Source organism: Clostridium sp. UBA1652 (assembly GCF_002320975.1).
Classification (GTDB): Bacteria; Bacillota; Clostridia; order Clostridiales; family Clostridiaceae; genus Clostridium_T; species Clostridium_T intestinale.
On sequence record NZ_DCLI01000020.1, the window covers coordinates 34046 to 56734 of the forward strand.

A 22689-nucleotide genomic window follows, 5' to 3' on the forward strand; every position below is an offset into this window, starting at 1 on the left:
TTTTATATTATACGTGATGTTTTTAATCTAAACAAGTAATTGCAATATAATTTATTCAACATAGCCAACTTGGTTTCTACCACCAGTTTTCACCTTATAAAGCTGTTCATCTGCTTTTTGTATTATTTCATTTCCAGTAATACTACTATTATAATCGTTAGAGAAAATTCCCATACTTACTGTAATTTTTATTACTCTATTGTCAAAAAAGAAATTATAATCTTCTATTTTTTTTCTTATTCTCTCACATAGATGAAAAGCATCATGTTTATTAGTTCCAACTAAAACTATACCAAATTCTTCTCCACCATATCTTCCTACAATATCTCCTTTACGTAAAGAACTCATCAAGATATTTGAAAGTTCCTTCAATATCATATCCCCAGACATATGTCCATATGTATCATTTATCCTTTTAAAATAATCTATATCTAACATTATGAAGGATATATGACCCTTATTTCTCTTCTGTTTAGATAATTCCTTTTCAAGTAATTCTATGAGTACAGCATGATTATATAGACCTGTTAAACTATCTTTCATAGCAAGTTCTTTAAGTTTGTCTTGAACATCTTTAAGCCTTAGTGCAGATTGAATTCTAGCTATTACCTCAACCTCATCAATAGGCTTTTTAATATAGTCGAAGGCTCCCATCTCTAATGCCTTTTTCAAGTCATTTCCCTGAGTTCTTGCTGTCACCATAATCACAGGGATATCTTTTACATCATGATTACTCTTTAATATATTGCAAACTTCAAATCCATCCATTCCTGGCATCATTATATCAAGTAAAATAACATCTGGCCTTATACTTCTAGCCATATTTAATACCGGGAATCCATTATCCACAGAAAACACTTTGTAATTTTCAGCTTCTAATATATCCGTTAAAATTCTTACATTAAGCAGAGTATCATCTACGATAAGTATTTTTTCATTCATAGTAATCAATCTCCCCAAAATTTTTTCTATAAAATGACCTATTAAATTTCATATCTCATTTTACCATTATTTTTCTATAAAATTAAGATGTTTTATTTAATTATTCTATTTAATAAATATTAATAATTAAAATAAAGATGCCTACTATAATAAAATAATAGACATCCTTACCTCTACTTCCATTCCAAATAAAATTTGTTACTGTGTTTTTCTTCTCCAATAGTACTACTTTCTCCATGTCCTGGATGAACTCTCACATCCTCTATTTGAGTTTCTATCAAATTTACAACAGATTTCTTCATGTCCTCTAAATCTCCTGTTGGAAATACCCATTTCCCCACTACGCCCTTAAAGAGAGTATCTCCTGTAAATAAATCTTCTTCAAACTTATAACAAACTCCACCAATAGTGTGTCCTGGTGTATAAATAACCGTTATTTCTTTGTCACCAATAGAAAACTTATTAGATTCATCGATTTTAATAAGATTAATATCTTCTAAAAAATATTCCATATCTCTTCCATAGCGATTAAATACGTTATTATAGTTTTGCACTAAATTATCATATTCATTTTGATGTACATACACTGGTACATCAAAACAATCCATTGCACTTATATGGTCTATATGTCCATGCGTTAGTAGTATTCCTAATACATTTAAATTGTGTTCTTGTATATATTTTCTTATTTTATCTTTTTCATATCCTGGATCAACTATATAACATTTGTTATCATACTCAATTATATAACAATTTATATCCATATCTCCAAATAAGGTCAACTTCTTCATCCATTACACCTCATTTAATAGTCGCTATTTTTGTCTTATAACTTCTATCTTATATCCATCTGGATCAGTTACAAAATAGTAGTTAGGAGGATTTCCTGGAAGCCCCTTTAATGGAGTAACCTCATACCCTAAAGCTATATGTCTTTCTCTTTCACCTTCTATGTCTTTCATTCCAAGTGCAATATGACTAAATCCATTACCTATTACATATGGTTTTTCTGGATTGTAATTATAAGTTAACTCTATTTCATAATCCTCTTCACCATTTCCTAAATATACTATTGTAAATTTGTGATCTGGATGATCCTTTCTTTTAGTCTCAACTAGACCAAAAGCATTTTTATAAAAATCTAATGACTTTTCTAAGTCCATTACTCTTATACATGTATGAAGCATTTTTACTGCCATATATATCACTCCTTATACTTAAGTTATATAGTACTTTTTTCTTCTCTTATTATTCTTCTTATAGTCTGCTCAGATAGATAATACTTTTCTGTTAAAGATCTTACGGACATGCCTCTATTATAGAAACTAAATATTTCTTTATTTCTGTCTCTTAAATCTCTTTTAACTCCACTATTTTCTCCCCAAGCTTTTTTATTTTCAACTTTTCTAGGTATATATAAATAACTACCATCAATATATTGTTGAATGATTCCAACTAATTCTTCTGGTAATATATTTTGTGCTTTTTCATATTTCATAACCTTTTGCTCCTATCTACATTTTTAGTTGTAAATAATAGAGCAAAGTTCACACAAAAATATTACAGCCTGTAAATTCTAGAAAGGCCCTGAACATAGAGTATGTTCTTTATATCTCTGTAGGACTTTGCTCAGAGCCTTGGCTAGAAACATTTAGTTTTTTAACAACCTTCATATTTCTATCACCCCTTATATCTTTATATTTTCTCTTTAATTTTAACTGCTTTTTAATTACAATTCAACTATTCTCATAGGTTTTCTATAAAATCAAAAAAGTATCACTTTTCAGCAATACTCTTTTGATACATTATATAACATAATCCTCTTGAATAAATACTTTGATTTCTTTAGGTCTTATATATACCTCTTCGCCAATCTGTATCTTCAGTTGTGTATATACTTCCTTACTTAATTCAGCCTCTAAGTATTCCTCACTTTCTTCACTCTTTAACTCTACATTTACTATAGGTCCAACGGCTCTTACAAACAATACTTTTGCCTTTATAAACCCTTCTCGCCCACCATCTTTTATTATTTCTATATTGTGAGGTCTAGCGTAACTTAATGCCTTTCCATCTTTTTTATCCTCATATTCTGGAGTTTCCAATTCTATATCTCCTATTTTAACCTTACCATTGTTTACCCTGCCATGAAACAGATTAACGTTTCCTAAGAAGTTGTACACAAATGGATTAACTGGATTATCGTATACTTCTTCTGGAGTTCCTATCTGTTCAATTTTTCCTTCATTTAGAACCACAATCCTATCAGCTACATCTAAAGCTTCTTCTTGATCATGAGTTACAAACACACTAGTTATATGATATTCATCATGAAGTCTTCTAAGCCATCGTCTTAAATCTTTTCTGACTTTAGCATCTAGCGCTCCAAACGGTTCATCTAATAATAATACCTTAGGCTCAACAGCTAATGCTCTTGCTAAGGCAATTCTTTGCCTTTGCCCCCCAGATAATTGACTTGGGTATCTATTTGCCATACCTTCCATCTTAACCAAAGATAGTAACTCAAGTACTTTGTCATTAATTTCTTTTTTACTTAATCTTTCTTTTCTTGGCTTAATTCTAAGGCCAAACGCTATATTTTCAAATACCGTCATATTTCTAAATAACGCATAATGTTGAAATACAAAACCTATATTCCTATCTTGGGTGTCTTTATTTGTATTATCTTCTCCATCAAAATATATTTGTCCAATATCTGCCGTTTCTAAACCAGCTATAATCCTTAAAAGTGTAGTTTTTCCTGAGCCTGATGGTCCAAGAAGTGCTATAAGTTCTCCTGTATTAATCTTTAAATCTATATTATTAAGTGCCTTATAAGAACCAAATTCTTTTGATATACCTTTTACATCAATGCTCACTTTTTACAACCCCTTCTTCATTAATGTTTAACTGACTAACCTTCCACTCTGATATATTCTTTATTATTAAATTAATCAAAGCAATTATTGTAAGTAGAGATGCTACAGCAAAGGATGCTGAATATTGATATTCATTATATAAAATCTCTACATGCAGAGGGAGTGTGTTTGTAAGACCACGTATATGTCCTGAAACAACAGAAACTGCTCCAAATTCTCCTGCTGCTCGTGCTGTTGTTAAAATTACTCCATAAAATAATGCCCATTTTATATTGGGTAATGTCACTTTAAAAAATGTTTGCCACCCATTTGCTCCTAAAGTTAAAGCAGCTTCTTCTTCTGCCGTTCCTAAAGATTGCATAAGAGGTATTAACTCCCTAGCAACAAACGGCATGGTTACAAATGTAGTTGCTATAATTATTCCTGGTGGTGCAAATATAATCTTTATATTATTGGCATTTAGAAAATCTGCAAAAAGACCATGGTTAGTACTAAAAAGTAATACAAATATTAATCCAGCTATAACTGGAGAAATAGCAAAAGGAATATCTAAAAGAGTAAGCAAAATACTTTTTCCCTTAAATTCAAATTTACCTAATGCCCAAGATGCTGCTAAGCCAAATATTGTGTTTATTGGTACAGCAACTAACACAGTTAATAAAGTTAGTCTTAATGCATCTAATGCCACTGGATCTGTTATAGCTTTGATATATAAATCGAAACCTTTCTCGAAGGCTTTTGCAAATACAGCAATTAAAGGTATTATGAGTAGTAGCGTTAAATATATAAGTGCTATTGAAATAAGAATTATTTTTGTTAATTTACTTTCATCTGTAGATGAGTTGTTTTTTTGCTTGGATTTATTATTAATTCTTAATGATACATTCCCTGCCATGTTAACCTCCTATACTCTTGAATATCTCTTTGAATTCCACCATTGAAATATATTAATTAATAGTAGAATAAAAAAAGAAGTTATCAGAAGAACTGCCGCAATTGCACTTCCTCCAGCATAATCATATTGCTCTAGCTTAGTCCTTATAAGTAGAGGAGCTATTTCAGTTCTCATAGGCATATTCCCTGATATAAATACTACTGATCCATACTCTCCTAAGGCTCTTGAGAATGCTAGAGAAAATCCTGTAATTAAGGCTGGTGTTATCTCTGGAAGTATTATCTTTATAAATGTTATTAATCTATTTGCACCTAAACTAGCAGCAGCTTCTTCAACTTCTCTTTCCAGATTTATTAATACAGGTTGTACAGTACGAACAACAAAAGGTAACCCTATGAAGGTTAATGCAACTATTATTCCTAAAGGTGTAAATGAAACTTTTATTCCTAATGGAGTTAAGAATTTTCCTATCCATCCATTTTCAGCATATAAAGTAGTTAATGCAATACCTGCAACTGCAGTTGGAAGTGCAAATGGAAGATCTACAATCCCATCTATAAGCTTTCTACCTGGAAAATCATATCTTACAAGAACCCAGGCTATTATGACACCAAAAATTGTATTAATAATCCCAGCTGCTAAGGATGTTCCAAAAGAAAGTTTATACGCAGCCAATACTCTTTCGGAAGTGGCAGATTCTATGAAACCTTTTAATCCTAAAGATGAAGAATCAAAAAAAATCATTGAGACTGGAATTAAAACCAACAAACTTATATACAAAACTGTAAATCCTAATGTTAAATTAAATCCTGGTAAAATACTTTGTTGCTTCAATTTTATTGATTTTGCTTTTAGACTCATAAAAAGCACCTCTTTGCTATTATTAATTCAAGAAGTAGTGATTTTCACTACTTCTTATTTATCTAACCTCTATTTTTTAGTATATATTTGATCAAAAGTTCCACCATCATCAAAATGCTCTTTTTGTGCCTTATTCCATCCACCAAAAACATCGTCTATAGTAAATAAATTTATAGTTGGAAACTTCTGAGCATATTTTTTTGCTACAGCTTCATTTCTTGGACGATAGAAGTTTTTTGCTGCAATTTCTTGTCCTTCATCAGAATATAGATATTCTAAATAAGCTTCAGCAACTTCTCTAGTTCCTTTTTTATCAACATTTTTATCAACTACAGCAACTGGTGGTTCAGCTAATATACTTACTGAAGGAACTACTATATCGAATTTTCCTTCACCAAGTTCTTCAACAGATAAAAAAGCTTCATTCTCCCAGGCTACTAATACATCACCTATTCCACGTTCAACAAATGTAGTTGTTGCTCCTCTAGCCCCTGAGTCTAAAACAGGAACATTTGCAAATAACTGTTTTACAAAATCTTTAGCTTTCTCTTGACTTCCGCCATTTTTCTCTAAAGCATATCCCCAAGCTGCAAGGTAATTCCAACGAGCTCCACCTGAAGTTTTAGGATTTGGAGTTATTACTTCTACACCAGGTTTAATTAAATCATCCCAATCCTTAATATTTTTAGGATTTCCTTTTCTAACTAAAAAAACTATTGTTGATGTATATGGAGTAGAATTATTTGGCAATTTTGTTTGCCACTTTGGATCTATTTGTTCTCCTTTTCCATTAATAGAGTCAATATCTGCTGCTAGTGCTAAAGTTACTACATCAGCATCTAATCCGTCTAATACAGATTTAGCCTGAGCTCCAGATCCTCCATGTGATTGCTTTATAGTTACTTCTTGCCCTTTCTTTTCTTTCCAATACTTCGCAAAAGCTTCATTAAATTGTGTATACAATTCTCTTGTTGGATCATAGGACACATTTAATAATTCTACTCTTCCATTTGAACTCTCTCCAGCTGAATTATTTTTACTACTGCAACCTGATAAAACCCCCAAAGTCAAAATTCCAGCTAAAAATACAACACCTATTTTTTTTCTTAACATCATTAATCGCCCCTTTTTATTATTTTATATTTTCCCTATTGATTTTCTATGAATTGCTATAAATAAAAAAGCAACGTATCTATTTCACCCTTTTTCTATAATCCCTATATAATTAATAGAGTATTAGGTAAAATTAATAGTACACTTTACTTGTACCTAGATTGTAAAATTTATTTGATTTTTACTATCAACAGCAATACATAGAATAACTAATTAAATATACTTTTTTAACCATAATATTACTCCTCATATTATCAATTCATATTATTCCTACTTTTAATATATGAATAATATTATTCATCAAAATGGTCAAGTTGTCAAGTAATTCCTAAAACTTTTAAAAAATAAAATGAGTACCCTTTACGGATACTCATTTGTTAAATTAAATCTTTAATTGTTGTATTTTCTAACTTTTCAGATATGTAATCTCTAATATCTCTAAAAACCTTAATTAGATTTTGATTTTGCTCAATTGGTGAATTTTCATAAAAATATTCACTTACTGATTCTACTGGAGCTAAGGCCCCATCCATAAGTCTTATAATTTCAGCTAATGTTATTTCTTCTGGTGCTTTTGAAAGTTTATATCCTCCACTTATTCCTCTAACTGCTCTTACGTACCCAGTACCTTTAAGTAAAGACAATATCTGTTCCAAATATCTTTTAGGTATATCATTTTCTTCTGATATTTCAGATGCATTTACAAGTTTAATATTGTAGTTTCTTCCTAAGTGAATTAATGCCAAACACGCATATTCACCTTTTCTAGATAGCTTCAAATTTATTACCTCTTATCATAAATTATTGTAAACTTAGTTTGTTTACAATAATTATATACTTATTCTTTAGATAGAATCAAGAGCTCTTTATTATATTAGCTTTTCTTCCCTTAAAGAAATAATTACATCCATTTGGAAGTTATACTTTTTTCCATATCCCCCCATAACCTTTATCCATAATAAACTTTCATTTTCACAAAGAACTGGATCCTCATTAATTAATTTTAGTCCTTTAATAGCATACTGCTTATTCATTTTGGACTTTGTATATTTACCCTTTTTTATTCCTTTAATTAAACCTTCTTCACATAACCCTAAAAAAATTCCTTTTGGACATTTTTTAGTTTGATTTACTGTTTTATTGCCAAAGATTTCAACAACTGCTTTTTCCCAAGCATCATCAGGAGAAATTTCAGGATTTTTTTGTATTAAATTTACGGCCTTAATAGCTGTTTGACCATACTTACCCAAATGCAAATACCTCCAATAGTAATATTACTATAATTTTAACAGTAACCTTGTCTAAATAAAAGGATTTATATAAACCTTACATTGCATGTATTATATTTCATATGATATATTAAAGGTAAATTATGCAGGGCTAATCAAAGGCTAAAATAGGGGGCAATATTATGAACATAGTTGAGAATTTTATGAAGCATTACACAGAAGAGTTTGATTTTTATAGAGAAGCATCTAGACTTTGCTCTCAAATATGTGAAACTAATATGGAGCAGATGGGTATCAGGGCTATTGTTACTAATCGTGCAAAAAAAATAGAAAGACTTAGAGATAAACTAGAAAAGAGAAACTTTCATAAAAACTATTCTTCCTTCGAAGATATTAATGAAGATATTGTAGATTTTTCTGGGGTTCGTATTGCGCTTTACTTCCCTGGAGACTTAAATAAAGTTCAACAATTTATAGAATCAAACTTTGAAATTAAGGAATTCAAATCTTTTCCTGAAGATATTGAAAATCCAGATCCTCAAAAACGTGACTATAAAAAGCGTTTCTCTGGTTATTGGGCTACTCACTACAGAGTTTATTTAAAAAGCAAAGATTTAACTGGTGATTTAAAAAAGTATTCCAATGCTCTTATAGAAATTCAAATCGCTTCTGCACTTATGCTTGCTTGGGCTGAAGTTGAACATGATTTAATCTATAAGCCTTTTAGCGGGAAATTATCTTATGAAGAATATCAAATTCTAGATGAACTTAATGGCCTTGTTCTAGCTGGTGAAATTGCTCTTGAACGTCTTCAAAAAGCAGTAAGAACAAGAGTAAGTGAAGCTGGGAAGGAATTTAATAATCATTATGAACTTGCTATGTTTCTTTACAACCAATTAGGATCTGTCAGTGAAGAAACTCAAAGAGAAATTGTTTTAGGACGCGTAGATTTATTATTTAATTGCTTAAAATCTTCTAATTTTAACAAACCAGAATATCTAAAAGAGTTTCTTGTTGGAATTAATTCAAATACCAAAACTCGCTCAATCGTTGATCAGATTATGGACAGAATTAGAGAACTTAACCCTAGTTTGTATGAAAGTTATTTAAATGTTAAACAAAATGAAGAACTAAAATATCAGATGGATACCCTTCAAATGAATCGTGAAAATGGCAATAGTCAAGGAGAAGCTAACACTTTAGCTAATATAGGCTATATATATAGCTCAAAAGAAAACTATGATGAAGCTATCAATTACTTTACTCAAGCTGTTCAGCTTAATAATGAAATTGGTAGTAGGCAGGGGGAAGCTAATCAGCTTCTAAACTTAGGAGCAACTTATAAGCTAAAAGGAGATTTAGAAAAAGCACTTAAATTTTCAAATGAATCTTTAAAAATACATATACAAATTTCTTATAAACAAGGTCAAGCTAATGCTCTTGGAAATATAGGAAACATACTATGTTCATATAATAATTTTAGCGATGCTTTAAAATATTACAACGATGCACTTGAAATATACAAAGAAACAGAATATAAACGTGGTATAGCTGTTCAACTTAATAATATTGCATCTGTATTTAAGAATCAAAATAATGTAAGTGAAGCATTAAACTATTATAACGAAGCTCTATATGTTTGTAGAGATAGTGACTATAAGCAAGTTGAAGCAGATACTCTTTATAACATAGGACAACTATATCAAAGCACAAACGATTTAGATACAGCTTTAAATTATTATAATGAAGCACTTAATCTTCAAGAAAGTACTGGAAGCCAAAAGTTAAAGGCCAATATTCTTATAAGTATAGGAGATCTTCTTTATAATAAATCTAATTGTTTAGAAGCCAGCAAATACTATGAAAATGCTCTAAAAATTTATAATCTGATAGAATTTGAATCTGGAGAAGAGATTGTTCTTGAAAAAATAAATAACTTAAATATAATTTAAATTATTGCTCTTATAGATATATAAAAAGCATTCTAAAAACTTAATTTTTAGAATGCTTTTTTTAATCTAACCTAAATACCAATATTCTCTATTGTGTTCCATTAAATCATCTAAAACAGATTTTGCTTTTTGAGGATCTACAACAGTTCTGTTTAAAGTTAAAGCTTGAAGAGCTTTGGTATAATTTTTTTCTAAACATGACTCTACTGTCAAAAGTTCGTAGGCATGTTGTCCTTCCATTAGGCCCTTATAAAATGGCTTTATTTCTCCATACTTATAAGGATTCGCTCCCTCTTTTCCAACAGTTCCAGCAACTTCCACTATGGCGTCTTTACTGAAATTTGTAATAATATCATGGTTTCTGCTCATAAGTATAAACTCATTGTGCAAATCATAAGCTATTGATTCTGCTAATTCAACCATTAAGTCCCCAAAAACACTGTTAGTTATAATTTCTACCTCTTCTATTGATTCTGCTCCAATTGCTTTAGAACATATTTCCCATACTTCCTTTTCTCTAGAATCTTTTGCTTCATCTGCCCTTGTATAATTTGGATCGCTTTCTTTAACTATTTCTTCTGGGAAAAAGTAATATTGTAAATAAGTAGTTGGAATATACTCATCAAAAAAATTCATATATTTATTTACCCTAAGATAGGTATCTAACCAAGACTTAGAACGTTGTTCTGCATTATATGGTTTAAAATCATAGTCTCTTAAATAACTTCTCAGATAGTCAAAATAGTCTTTTCCATCTACATCTTTAAGTTCTGTAAACCACCCAAAATGATTTAGTCCAAAATAAGTTGCTCTTAAATTTTTCTGTTCAACTCCTAGTATCTTGGCATAAGATCTCATAAGTGAATAAGGTTGATCACATAGATTCAATATTCTTTTATCGTTTGGGAATACTTTATCCAAAGCAAGGGCAACTATTGCCGCTGGATTTGTATAATTAAGTATCCAAGTCTCCTTTGAATGTTTACGCACTTGATTAACCATTTCTATCATGGCATCAATAGATCTCATACCATAGGCAAACCCTCCAGAACCACAAGTTTCTTGTCCCACCAAACCATATTTTAAAGGAATTTTTTCATCTAGGCTTCTCATTTCATTTTTTCCTGCACGCATTTGACAAAATACAAAATCAGTGTTTTCATAAGCTGTATCTGAATCTGTAGTAAAGACTACCTCTGTGTTGCTAGAATAGCTCTTAAGTACTAGTCTTATATAATCTTCCATTTTTGATGTTCTTTCATTATCTATATCATAGAAAATTATCTTCTTAAGTGGAAATCTATCTCTTAATTTAACTAAACTTCCTACTAATGCTGGAGTTCTAGCACTTCCTGCTCCTGTTATTGTTATTATATTACTACTTCTCATATCTGTCCTCCATTAATTTTATCTACATATTTTCTAACTTTTCGTCCACTGCATTTCTAACAAACTCTACTAAAGGCCCATAAACTATATGAATATGTTTAGCTGCTGGTATAAATATTCCTGTACAACCTGATGTCTCTAAGAGCTTATGATCGACTAGATTAACTTCTCCCAAATCTATTCTTAAACGAGTTATACAATTATCTACAGATTTAATATTGGATTTTCCCCCTAATGCTTGTATTACTATTTTTGCTATTTCATCATATCTTTTTTCTCTTATAAGAACGTTATCTACAGATGGGGAATCTTCTCTACCTGGGGTTTTAAGATTAAACTTTAATATTGTCCACTTAAATACAAAGTAGGTTACTACAGATAATATTAAACCTATAATTACAAAGCTTATCCAATTAGTATTTTCATAAAGCAAACCAAAGATTGCGAAATCAAAAATAGTTCCTCTTATATAGCCTATTCCTACGCTTGCAAATGATAGTGCTACTGCTCCTACTCCTATGATGCATGCATAAATCACATATAATAGAGGTGCAATAAATACAAATGAAAATTCAAGTGGCTCAGTTACATTACCTAAAAGTGCCGTTAATATACAAGTAACCATCAAGGATTTAACTAATTTTTTATTTTCTTTATAAGCTGTGTTATACATTGCAAGTCCTATAGCAGGAAAAGCAAATAATGTACATAACATTTGTTGTTGAGCCATAAATCTAGTAAGTTTAGGCATCATACTCCAATATTCACTATTAGGTCCTTGATTAAATAATATCTCATTTAATGTTGGTACTACTCCAACATAAGTTTCTCCATTTATAACATAGGATCCTCCAGCTTCTGTAAATCTAAACAATGCATTCCAAACATGGTGTAATCCAAACGGAATAAACAACCTTTCACCTGCTGCTGTAAAAAATGGTCCTACTGGGCTCAAGAAAACTAAAGATAATTTAGTTAATATAGCTACAAATACTTCCCATATAAATGGTATTGTTAAACCAATTATCATCATTATTCCCATAGTTATAATAGGTACTGATTTTTTACCAGAGAAGAATGCAAATGCAATTGGTAGTTCTAATTTATAGAATCTATCGGTTGCCCAAGCTGCAATTAATCCTGTTATAATACCTCCCAAAGCGTTTACATTCATTGTTTGTATTCCTAACACCTTTATTTGTCCAAATTGACTCATAACTTCTGGCGCCGCTAACTTTCCGCTTACTACTAACCACACATTCATAGAAATTATTAAAATAATATATCCTATAACTGATGCAAATACAGATATTCCTTTATCCTTTTTAGACATTCCATATGCAACACCCATTGCAAACATTAATGGTATATTATCAAAAACAGCTCCTGCTATTGTCCTTAAATTTACTAAAATCGTGTTAACTACAGGGTTTCCTAAGAAAGGAAATCTTGCTATCATGTATGATTGTACAAGTGCTCCTGTTATACCTAATATCATTCCAACAGGAGCCATAACTGCAATTGGTAATAATAAGGTTCTACCAAATTGTTGTATCTTTTGGCTAAAATTTTTAAACATTTCGTCTTCCCCCATTAATTATTTTAAAACATATTAATAAATACTTTTAAATAAAAGAGCGCTCTTCTTTATCCTCATTGTATACGGTTTTAAAATCCATTACAATGTTTCCTGATGATACTCTTTTCCTTTATAAAATCTTAGGTCACAAGAAATGAACTAGGTCATAAAAAAATAGTACCCTTGATTAAAGGTACTATTTTTTATTGAATTCTTTAATTGAATTTACCAGCATTTCAATTACTATAAACATTCCTATTCTAGATATACTGTCATTAAATTTAGTTTCTGTATCACTTGATACACAGTGTAGCGTATAATCACTAATTTTAGATAACTCATTCGTCCCAAATGAGGTTATACCAATTGTTCTACAGCCTTTGACTTTTGCAATATTAGCAACTTCTAATATCTTTTGGGTATTACCAGATAAAGAAATTAATATTACTAGCTCATCTGGCTCTAAAGTATTTCCCACTAAAGTCAAAAGATTATAATCCTTAACAAATATACATTTAATTCCTAAAGTAAGGAGAATATGATTTAAATAATATCCTGCTGATTTACTTGTTCCTCGTGCAAAAACATATATTGTCTTTGCATTTATTATTTCTTTCGTAATCTTTCTGTATAGTTCTGGCTCTATGACTACAAAAGTTTTTTCTATGTTCTGCTTTAAGTTATATTGTAAATCTTCTAAAACCTTGTTATCCTCTTCTAAATTCATTGAGGATTTAAGAAAATATTTTAAATCTGAAAAACCATCAAATCCTAACTTTTGAGCTAAATTAATTATTACTGTTTTAGAGGTAAAGGTTTCCTTAGCCAAATCACTTATTTTCATTTTCATAACCCTTTGTTGATTTGCATAAATATATGTAAACACTTTTTGTTCACTATTAGTTAATTTATTAAATAACTTGGCCAAACTCTCCATAAAAACTCCTTACTTTTTAAAACTACAAACTATATCGCAAACTAAATCTACAATTTGTTTGTCAAATACGCTTGGAATTATATTTTCATTATTTAAACTGCTCTCATCTATACAATTAGAAATTCCTTTAGCAACAGCTATTTGAATTTCTGTATTAATCTTATTTATTCGTGCTTTTAAGGCTCCTTTAATTATGCCAGGAAAAACTAGTAAGTTATTTATCTGGTTAGGATAATCACTTCTACCCGTTGCCATAACTTTAACATTAAGCTTTTTAGCTATTTCAGGCATTATTTCTGGAGTAGGATTCGCTAAAGCAAATATTATAGGGTCATTTCTCATCGAGAAAATCATTTCCTCTGTTAATATATTACCAGCACTAACTCCTATAAATACATCCCCCTTAATTAAAGCTTCTTTTAGAGAACCTTTTTTATTATCATTAAATTTGATTGCACACCTCTTTTGATACTTATTAGTTGCATTATCACTAGTGATTATACCATATTTATCACAAATTACAATGTTATGAAAACCAGACTCCCATATTAGATTTGCAATGGCTATTCCTGCTGCACCAGCTCCATTTATAACAATTTTCATACTAAAATCTTTTTTGACAACTTTCATAGCATTTAGAAGTGCAGCTAAAACTGCAATTGCTGTTCCATGCTGATCATCATGAAAAACTGGAATGTCACATATATCATTTAGTCTCTCTTCTATTTCAAAACATCTTGGTGCACTAATATCTTCCAAGTTAATAGCACCAAAGCTTCCTTCTATTAATTTTATTGTATTTACCAAAACATCAACATCTTTATTTTGTATACATATTGGGAAGGCATCTACACCAGCAAATTCTTTAAATAAAATACATTTCCCCTCCATAACAGGCATAGCTGCCAAAGAGCCTATATCTCCCAAACCTAATACAGCACTTCCATCAGTAATTACTCCCACTAAATTTCCTCTTCGTGTATATTTATAAGAGTTATTTTCATCTTTTTCTATCTCTAAGCATGGATAGGATACCCCTGGAGTATACGCTAAGGCTAAATCTTCATTATTATTAATAGTACATCTACTTATAACTTCTATTTTCCCACCCCAATCACTATGTACTTTTAAACTTTTATCTTTCATTTTATCCCCTCCTCTTAAAGTATAATAGAGTTTTTCCCTATTCTATTCAATACTCTTATAGTATTTAAGACCTAGGTAATTTTGTAATTATGTGATTTCTCACATAATAATGTGACTTTACCCATAATTATACTCAAATAAAATACTATTTATTATAATCTATTTAAAATAGTATTTTAAGGAGTTTTATGGATGGAAAGAAGAGCTTTTATTGGGTTTTCATTAACTGCAATCATTTTTATCTCACTGGGAATTTTTAATTCCTATAGTTATTTTGATGAAAATGTACAAGCCATTGAATCCCTACAAATATCTGAAGAAAATGAAGAAAATTTACTATCTTCTAGAAAAAATGCGAACAATATTAATATACAAGAAGAAATGTCTTACATAAAAAAAGTAAGTGTACAAGAAGAAACTTCGTCATTAGAAAATTTAGAGAACAAAATTAAAGACTATCTAGGAAATGAACTTAATAATGTTGGACTTATATACTATGATTTAACTACTAACAAAAAAATATCTATAAATGGAGATGAACTTTTTACTGCTGCAAGTACATATAAGGTTGGAATGAATATTGTTGCTTATAACATGGTTAAAGAAGGATCTTTATCATTAAATGATAGTATAAAATATTCTAGTGGATACTATGAGGAAGGAACTGGCATACTTCAAAGTCAAATAGATACTACTCTTAACTCTCCCATTTCAATTCAAAAGTTATTAGACTACTCCATAATATATTCAGATAATATCGCTACAAATATGGTTAATGAAAAGCTTGGTGGATTCAATTCAGTTAGACAGGCAGTAAGCTACTTTACTGGAGTTAGTGAACCTACTGTCTCAGGCAACGTAATAACTCCCGAAACAGAATTTAGATTACTAAAAAACTTATATTCAAATAGATTTGATGAATACTATGCTCACTTAATTGAAGTTATGAAAACCACAGAATTTCATGATAGGATTGATAAATATTTACCCTACAACTTAGTAGCCCATAAAATTGGCAGCTATGATTCTTATATAAACGATGTTGGAATTATTTTTACAGATAAACCCTACATATTAGTAATTTATACAAATGAATTAACTAACGCAACTGAAAAAATAGCTACCCTATCCAATATCATATATAATGCTCAACTTCAAAAATAAACCTCCCCAATAGCAAAAGACCATGAATTTAACTTAAGGCTAAATTCATGGTTTTAATTTTTATTATTAATCTGAAAGTTTAAAGTTGCATTTCATTTAAGAAAAAAGCCATTTTATTGCATTAGGAAATCTCCTAACAAAAGCTTCTTCAGTATGACTTGCACCTTCTTCTTTTATAAACTTTACATTTTGAGGATTTAAAGCCTTGGAGGATATCAGTCTATATCCTTCCTCAACATTTTCTGGCATAAATAATTGTATACTTTTTTTACCGCTTCCTTCTTTACTTCCCACATCCATATATATTCTTTGAGTGGAAACTTCTAAGTTTTCTCTACTCATAAATTCCAAAAACCCCTCATACCATAAAGATGGAGATATACATCCAAATTTATTAAAACCCTCTGGATATATATACGCCCCATATAGAGAAATTAATGCTCCTAAAGAAGCTCCTGCTATTGCTGTATTTTCTATTAAAGTACTATACTTGTTATCAATATAAACCTTCAATTCATTAACAAGAAAATCTAGATACTCTTTTCCTTTCCCACCAAAATCATCAAATTTTTCAGCAAGTGGCTTACCATACCATGGTGTATACTCGTCATTTCTTTTATTGCTAGTAACTCCAACAAGTATAATCTCTTTAAGTTCTCCATTTTTAAACATGACTTCAAGCTCTTCTATTGCTTTTTTAGGGCCGAATAAATAATCTCCATCTTGAATGTAAACTACTGGAAACTTCTGCTCTCCATTAGAATAAGATGGTGGTAGGTATATAAATAATTTTCTTTCTTTAAAAAATTCTTCAATTATTTCTCCATTCATATCTATGCTCCTTCTAAGTCTATACTATCATAACCAAAGCAAACTGGGGAATTTATTTCCTCATCTATCATAACCCTAGCATCAATATTAAATACATTTTTTAGAATATGCTTGGTTATTATTTCTTTAGGTTCACCTGTAGCAATAATCTCCCCTTTTTTCATAGCAACAATATTATGAGAAAATCTAGATGCATGGTTAATATCATGTAAAACCATAACTATAGTGCATTTCTTTTCTCTATTTAACTCTTCTACAATTTTTAGTACTTCAAGTTGATGCGACATGTCTAAATAAGTTGTAGGTTCATCTAACAATAAAATTTCTGTTTCTTGAGCTAGAGCCATTGCAAGCCACACCTTCTGTCTTTGACCACCTGATAATGCTCCTATTTCACGTTCCCTAAACTCACTAATTTTAGTTATATTAATTGCCCAATCAATAACTTCCCTATCTTTATTCGTTAACTTACTCATCTTTTTACAATGAGGAAATCTCCCATAAGAAACTAATTCCTCAACTTTTAGTTCTGATGGTGCTATAGGATTCTGTGGAAGAAGTGCTAAACTTTTTGCAATCTGCTTTGTGCGCATTTTAGATATATTTTCATTCTTTAAATATACATTCCCTGAACTTGGTTTTATGATACGTCCCATTGTTTTCAGTAACGTTGATTTTCCGCAACCATTAGGACCTATTATAGTAGTTATCTTACCTTCCTCTATTTCTAAATCAATATCTTTAAATACCCTAAAATTCTCATAGCAGGATTCTAGATCTTTAACTTTTAATATACTCATATAACACCCTCCATTAAGCTTTTGACTTTATTAATAGATATACAAAATAAGGAATCCCGATTATAGAAATGACAATCCCTACAGGTAATTCAACTGGAGAAAATATTGTTTTACCTATAAAGTCTGAAACAATAAGTAAAAGCATTCCTACCAATCCCGATACAAAAATTACTCTATTATGATGAATTCCAACTAAGGTTTTAGCTATATGAGGTGCCAAAAGCCCAACAAATCCAATGCTTCCAGATACAGATACGCAAGCACTTACTATACCTATAGCTGCTAATAGAAGAACCCCTTTTTCTTTTTCAGTTGAAACTCCTAAACTTTTAACAGAGTCCTCTTCTAATTGAAAAAGATCTAATACAAAAGATTTACTTATAATAATAGGTACAAGAACTAAAAGCCAAGGAATTATTGATATTATGTATTTCCAGTTAGCTCCCCATATACTTCCGTTAATCCACACTGCGGCCATTTCAAAATCTGCTGCATCCATTTTTAAAGATATAAACAACGATAATGCTCCCAACCCTGAACTTATTGCTATCCCTACTAAAATTAATCTTTGAGTATCTAACCTTCCATTTTTCCATGCAAAAAGATAAATTAATAGTGCAGAGCCTAATCCACCTATAAGTCCAAATAAGGGCATAGATAATATAGAAATCAATCCCGCTCCCTTAAGTTTTCCATTAAATAAGAATATAAATAATACTATTGTTAAACTGGCTCCTGAGTTAATACCTAATATTCCAGGATCAGCAAGTCCATTTTTAGTAATTCCTTGAATTACAGTTCCTGCAATACCTAGCCCAAATCCCACTAGAGCCGCAACTATTATTCTTGGTAACCTAAATTCAAATATTACTAAATCTTTATCTGGAGTTGGATTTATCCTAAATAAAGTTTCTAATATATCTCTCACAGAAAGATCATACGTTCCATTAGTAAGACTTACATATACTGCTAATAAAATTAAAATAATACTTACTATTAAAACTGTACTATATCTTCTTAACGAATCCTTGTTCATTTTTTGCCTCCTTTTGTCCTAGCCAAGTATAAAAAGAAAGGCACTCCTATAAATGATGTAACAACGCCTATTGGCGTTTCAAAAGGATAATTTACAAATCTACTTATTATGTCTGAAAAAGCTAATAATATAGCTCCCATTACACCTGAACAAGGTACTATCCATCTATAATCACTGCCAACAAAAAATCTTACGATATGAGGAATAATAAGCCCCACAAAAGCAATCTTACCAGCTAATGCTACAGATATTCCAGTTAATATAACTACTGTCCCCATTGCTACTATTTTGATCAGTTTTGTATTTTGTCCAAGACTTATAGATATTTCTTCTCCTAAAGATAAAATAGTTATTGATTTTGAAATAATTAATGAGGTTATTATTCCTATAATAGCAAAGGGAATTATTATTTTTATTTTATCTGGGGTTATTTGATGAAGCTTAGCATTATACCAAAAGCTTATGTTTTGTGATACCTGAAAGTATGTAGATAAAGCAGCAGAAATACTACTTAAAAAACTTCCTGTTATTGTTCCTATTATAGCTAGCCTAACAGGAGACATTCCATTTGGTGTTAAAGATGCTAGTCCAAATACTAAACCTGCTCCTATTGCAGATCCTACAAAAGAGTAAAAAATCATATTAAGAGATGATGTATCTGGAAAAAATATCATACATATTGTAATTGCAAAAACTGACCCATCTGATACTCCCATAATAGAAGGGGATGCAAGATAATTCCTTGTCATCCCCTGCATTATTGCACCTGATATAGCTAAAAAAGCTCCAATTAGTAGTGCACCTATAACCCTAGGTATTCGAGAGTACATTATGATTTGATGATTTACATTCTCCCCATCAAAGTTTAAAAAAGCATCTCTTATTACATTTATATTAATATCTTTTGCTCCATAAATAACTGATAATACTATAGCCAATATTATTACTAGTGGTGATAATAACAAAATTATAATTGGAATCGGCCTATTTTTTGCCATAATGTGCTCTCACTCCTGTTTATTTAGATAACTTTGAAACTGCTGCCTTTAGGAACTCAGTTTTACTCCAAGCAGTTCCTCCTTGTGCTAAAGGATCAACTACATTTACAAATACCTTACCATTTTTTACAGCGTTAAGATTTTTCCAAATAGGATTACTTTCTAATTCTTCTAAAGCTTTAGGTTTGTCTGCATTTTCATCTTCAGAAAATTGAAGGAAAATATAATCTGGGTTAAGTTCTGAAAGCTTTTCTAAAGAAATATTTTCTTGAGCTTTTGCTGCTGCAACTGGTTCTGGTACTTCTAATCCTAAATCACTATAAAGTACTGTATTAAAGAATATGTTTGCTGGATAAATAGCTATGTTGCCCGCTCTTATTCTAGCTGCTAATACCTTTTTTCCTTTTAAACTATTAGCCAACTTTTCCTTTGATTCGCTTGCATCTTTTTTATAGTTAGCTATAATTTCCTTCGCTTTATCTTCTTTTCCACTTAGTTGTCCCATTAAAATAAGATTTGCTTCCCAATCAGTAGCTATATGTGATACTGGTACAGTTGGAGCAATTTTATTAAGTTTTTCTAATGTTTCTTCTGGGAACTTACTTGAACCTAATATTAAATCAGGTTTTAATGATAATATAGTTTCAACATTAGGTTGAGTTTTCTCTCCTATAGCTTTGGAATCTCCAGTGATTGTTTTAAACATATCTGGGAAACTTCCTCCTACAGTCATTGCCCCCATAGGCTTAACCCCAAGCAAAAGTGCATCTTCAAGAGATTCTAAACTTCCTGTTATAACTAATTTCGCATCAGATCCTGGAACTGTATATTCCTTGTCTTTATATGTTAACTTTATCTCTTTATTTTCAGATTCTTTGGGAGTTTCTTGAGCTGCTCCCTTGTTACTACAACCTGTCACCCCCAAAACTGTTAATGTTGCTAAAGTTAATGCTAGTAATTTCTTTTTCATTTTATTTCTCCCCTCTGCAATTGATAATAATTATCATTCTGTGTAAATTATATCAGCAGGCCAGAATATAAAAAATAGATAAATATTAAAATTATAATGGATTATTCTTAAACCTCTTCTTTAATTCACTTGGAGAAATATTCTTATGTTTTTTAAATAATCGGCTAAAATAATATGGATCTGAATATCCAACTTTCTCAGAAACAGCATTAACACTATATTTGTTTGTAGCTAATAATTTTTCTGCAATTTTCATTCTGTGTTCAATCAAATAATTAATCGGTCTAATACCTGTATATTTATTAAAAATATATGAAAATTTATCTTCCTTTAACTTATATCTGTTAGACAGATCCTCTAAAGTAATACTATACATATAGTTATTATGTATATAATCAACAGCATCCTCTACTACCCATTGATTTTCTGAATTAAGGACATCCCTGTTACTTACTAGAACTTCATATATAATAGAATAAAAAAGTTTTTTCACCTTAAATTCTGGTATTATTCCCGGAGTTCTATAAGTTTTTAGCATCTCATGTAATAGCTCTTTTATTTGTGAAATATCCCCTATATCAAGAATATAAGTTTTATCTATTGTTTTCGAATCTTCTTGAGTTGGATTATTAAGTTTATAATATATCTCATAATACCCCCAGGGCAAATTCCCAAGAACACATTTATCTAAAACTTCATTTGATCCACAATGCATCACTTTTCCTGCTTTTAATTCATATTCCACTCCTCCTATAGCAAAATTAGCCTTGCCTGTTATTGGAAATACAAAAGAACACCAATCTGTATATATGCCTCTAGCGCAACTTCCTGGTTCCCTTACAAACCAATGAACATCGGTTATAGAAAAAGACACCTCAGTAAATCTTTCAACTAGTTTTTTAAAATCCATTAAATCTACCTCCATTACCTCTAATATATTATAGAGAAAATAGTTCTCATTTTCAATTCACCTATAAAATATAAATTTTATAGTTTCTAAAATCAACAGCTTTAGTATAAAATATATCTATAAAAGTATTATTTCTTAATACTTACTTCTATTATGAAGTTCAAATTTAATAATACTTAGGAGGTAATCGGTGAAATTTGCACAAAATAAATTACTCTTTTCTATAATAATTTTAGTTTTAATAGTACTTCTAGTTATTGTTTACAATAAAAAAATTGTTATATCTAATATTACTTACAAAAACAGTAAAGTCCCTTCATCCTTTGATGGATATAAAATACTTCAAATCTCTGATTTACACAACGCAGAGTTTGGTAAAAATCAAAAAACTTTAATAGAAAAAACAAAAGAAATTGATCCTGATATAATATTTATTACAGGTGATTTAATAGATTCCTATAATACTAACATAGATATTTCAATGAAATACATTGATGGCATAACAGACATAGCTCCAATATATTTTATTCCAGGTAACCATGAGAGCCGTATTGAGTCTTACAATGAGTTATGTGATAGACTTACTTCATCTGGAGTTAAAATATCAAATAACAAAAATGTTTTTATTCAAAAAGATAGTTCTTCTATTGGTCTGATTGGGCTTGATGATCCCGCATTTATTCAAACATCAAATCAAGATGAATTATTTAAAAAATTATTAGTTGACTTATCAAAGGATATGGATTCAGATTTTAAGATGCTATTATCTCATCGTCCAGAAAAATTAGTAGATTATAAAGATGCAAAAGTGGATTTAGTTTTCTCCGGTCATGCTCATGGTGGACAGTTTAGAATTCCTTTTGTAGGTGGATTACTTGCTCCAAACCAAGGATTTTTTCCTAAATATACAAGTGGTATTTATAAAGAGGATAATACTTCTATGATTGTGAGTAGAGGGCTTGGAAATAGTATTTTCCCCTTTAGAATTAATAATTCTCCTGAATTAGTGGTAGTAACTTTAGAAAAATAAAAGAAGCTATTATTTCAAATTAACACTT

23 protein-coding genes are annotated in these 22689 nt (G+C 30.2%); 3 read left to right on the forward strand and 20 right to left on the reverse strand.

Going from position 1 to position 22689, the window contains the following annotated elements; all coding sequences use genetic code 11:
* Window positions 1–51: 51 nt before the first annotated feature.
* The 10 genes from B3N22_RS02665 to B3N22_RS02710 all read right to left on the reverse strand — a co-directional run bounded on the left by B3N22_RS02665 (window position 52) and on the right by B3N22_RS02710 (window position 7940).
* Entirely contained in the window at window positions 52–942 is an 891-nt protein-coding gene (locus tag B3N22_RS02665) for a diguanylate cyclase (RefSeq protein ID WP_286904656.1), read from the reverse strand.
* Between the two features lie 173 nt (window positions 943–1115).
* Window positions 1116–1733, reverse strand: coding sequence for an MBL fold metallo-hydrolase (locus B3N22_RS02670; protein ID WP_286904658.1), 618 nt, complete (start codon window positions 1731–1733; stop codon window positions 1116–1118).
* A gap of 24 nt (window positions 1734–1757) precedes the next feature.
* On the reverse strand, window positions 1758–2141 hold the full coding sequence (gloA, locus tag B3N22_RS02675; protein ID WP_073019617.1) for a lactoylglutathione lyase: 384 nt from the start codon (window positions 2139–2141) through the stop codon (window positions 1758–1760).
* A 23-nt stretch (window positions 2142–2164) separates the two neighbouring features.
* The gene (locus B3N22_RS02680; protein ID WP_286904662.1) at window positions 2165–2440 is read right to left on the reverse strand and encodes a CD3324 family protein; all 276 of its coding nucleotides are present in this window, start codon (window positions 2438–2440) and stop codon (window positions 2165–2167) included.
* Window positions 2441–2747: 307 nt separating this feature from the next.
* A complete protein-coding gene (locus B3N22_RS02685; protein WP_238907006.1) occupies window positions 2748–3821 on the reverse strand; it encodes a sulfate/molybdate ABC transporter ATP-binding protein in 1074 nt (357 codons plus the stop codon).
* Window positions 3811–4716, reverse strand: a complete 906-nt coding sequence (gene cysW / locus B3N22_RS02690) for a sulfate ABC transporter permease subunit CysW (protein WP_073019619.1) — start codon at window positions 4714–4716, stop codon at window positions 3811–3813. Before cysW ends, B3N22_RS02685 begins: the two co-directional genes overlap by 11 nt.
* A 9-nt stretch (window positions 4717–4725) precedes the next feature.
* A complete protein-coding gene (gene cysT, locus B3N22_RS02695; RefSeq protein WP_073019620.1) occupies window positions 4726–5577 on the reverse strand; it encodes a sulfate ABC transporter permease subunit CysT in 852 nt (283 codons plus the stop codon).
* 69 nt (window positions 5578–5646) lie between these two features.
* Window positions 5647–6693 carry a sulfate ABC transporter substrate-binding protein gene (locus B3N22_RS02700; RefSeq protein ID WP_414632214.1) on the reverse strand — a complete coding sequence of 349 codons (1047 nt, stop codon included), beginning with the start codon at window positions 6691–6693 and terminating at the stop codon, window positions 5647–5649.
* A 374-nt stretch (window positions 6694–7067) separates the two neighbouring features.
* A complete protein-coding gene (locus tag B3N22_RS02705; protein ID WP_073019621.1) occupies window positions 7068–7469 on the reverse strand; it encodes an RrF2 family transcriptional regulator in 402 nt (133 codons plus the stop codon).
* A 90-nt stretch (window positions 7470–7559) separates the two neighbouring features.
* Entirely contained in the window at window positions 7560–7940 is a 381-nt protein-coding gene (locus tag B3N22_RS02710; protein WP_073019622.1) for a DUF6979 family protein, read from the reverse strand.
* Between the two features lie 161 nt (window positions 7941–8101).
* On the opposite strand from B3N22_RS02710, the gene B3N22_RS02715 reads away from it, so the two are divergent.
* Window positions 8102–9871 carry a tetratricopeptide repeat protein gene (locus tag B3N22_RS02715; protein WP_238907094.1) on the forward strand — a complete coding sequence of 590 codons (1770 nt, stop codon included), beginning with the start codon at window positions 8102–8104 and terminating at the stop codon, window positions 9869–9871.
* Between the two features lie 66 nt (window positions 9872–9937).
* On the opposite strand, the gene B3N22_RS02720 is transcribed toward B3N22_RS02715, so the two are convergent.
* The 4 genes from B3N22_RS02720 to B3N22_RS02735 form a co-directional block, all read right to left on the reverse strand.
* Entirely contained in the window at window positions 9938–11260 is a 1323-nt protein-coding gene (locus tag B3N22_RS02720) for a family 4 glycosyl hydrolase (protein ID WP_286904666.1), read from the reverse strand.
* 22 nt (window positions 11261–11282) lie between these two features.
* Window positions 11283–12839 carry a PTS transporter subunit EIIC gene (locus tag B3N22_RS02725; RefSeq protein WP_286904668.1) on the reverse strand — a complete coding sequence of 519 codons (1557 nt, stop codon included), beginning with the start codon at window positions 12837–12839 and terminating at the stop codon, window positions 11283–11285.
* A gap of 196 nt (window positions 12840–13035) precedes the next feature.
* Window positions 13036–13776, reverse strand: a complete 741-nt coding sequence (locus B3N22_RS02730) for a MurR/RpiR family transcriptional regulator (RefSeq protein ID WP_286904669.1) — start codon at window positions 13774–13776, stop codon at window positions 13036–13038.
* Window positions 13777–13785: 9 nt separating this feature from the next.
* Entirely contained in the window at window positions 13786–14922 is a 1137-nt protein-coding gene (locus tag B3N22_RS02735; protein WP_286904671.1) for an NAD(P)-dependent malic enzyme, read from the reverse strand.
* Between the two features lie 192 nt (window positions 14923–15114).
* Here B3N22_RS02735 and B3N22_RS02740 point away from each other — a divergent pair, with 192 nt between their 5' ends.
* A complete protein-coding gene (locus B3N22_RS02740) occupies window positions 15115–16086 on the forward strand; it encodes a serine hydrolase (RefSeq protein ID WP_286904673.1) in 972 nt (323 codons plus the stop codon).
* Window positions 16087–16182: 96 nt separating this feature from the next.
* On the opposite strand, the gene B3N22_RS02745 is transcribed toward B3N22_RS02740, so the two are convergent.
* From B3N22_RS02745 to B3N22_RS02770, 6 genes are all read right to left on the reverse strand, one after another.
* Window positions 16183–16917, reverse strand: coding sequence for an alpha/beta hydrolase (locus tag B3N22_RS02745; RefSeq protein ID WP_286904675.1), 735 nt, complete (start codon window positions 16915–16917; stop codon window positions 16183–16185).
* Between the two features lie 2 nt (window positions 16918–16919).
* Window positions 16920–17717 (reverse strand): ABC transporter ATP-binding protein, encoded by a 798-nt coding sequence (locus B3N22_RS02750; RefSeq protein ID WP_286904677.1) that lies wholly within the window; start codon window positions 17715–17717, stop codon window positions 16920–16922.
* A 13-nt stretch (window positions 17718–17730) separates the two neighbouring features.
* Window positions 17731–18753, reverse strand: a complete 1023-nt coding sequence (locus B3N22_RS02755; protein ID WP_286904679.1) for a FecCD family ABC transporter permease — start codon at window positions 18751–18753, stop codon at window positions 17731–17733.
* On the reverse strand, window positions 18750–19751 hold the full coding sequence (locus B3N22_RS02760) for a FecCD family ABC transporter permease (protein WP_286904682.1): 1002 nt from the start codon (window positions 19749–19751) through the stop codon (window positions 18750–18752). Before B3N22_RS02760 ends, B3N22_RS02755 begins: the two co-directional genes overlap by 4 nt.
* Window positions 19752–19770: 19 nt before the next feature.
* Window positions 19771–20721: an iron-hydroxamate ABC transporter substrate-binding protein gene (locus B3N22_RS02765; protein ID WP_073019640.1), complete on the reverse strand. Its 951-nt coding sequence runs from the start codon at window positions 20719–20721 to the stop codon at window positions 19771–19773.
* A 91-nt stretch (window positions 20722–20812) separates the two neighbouring features.
* Window positions 20813–21631 carry a helix-turn-helix domain-containing protein gene (locus tag B3N22_RS02770; RefSeq protein WP_286904684.1) on the reverse strand — a complete coding sequence of 273 codons (819 nt, stop codon included), beginning with the start codon at window positions 21629–21631 and terminating at the stop codon, window positions 20813–20815.
* Window positions 21632–21821: 190 nt separating this feature from the next.
* Here B3N22_RS02770 and B3N22_RS02775 point away from each other — a divergent pair, with 190 nt between their 5' ends.
* Window positions 21822–22661 (forward strand): metallophosphoesterase, encoded by an 840-nt coding sequence (locus tag B3N22_RS02775; RefSeq protein WP_286904685.1) that lies wholly within the window; start codon window positions 21822–21824, stop codon window positions 22659–22661.
* Window positions 22662–22689: the final 28 nt, after the last annotated feature.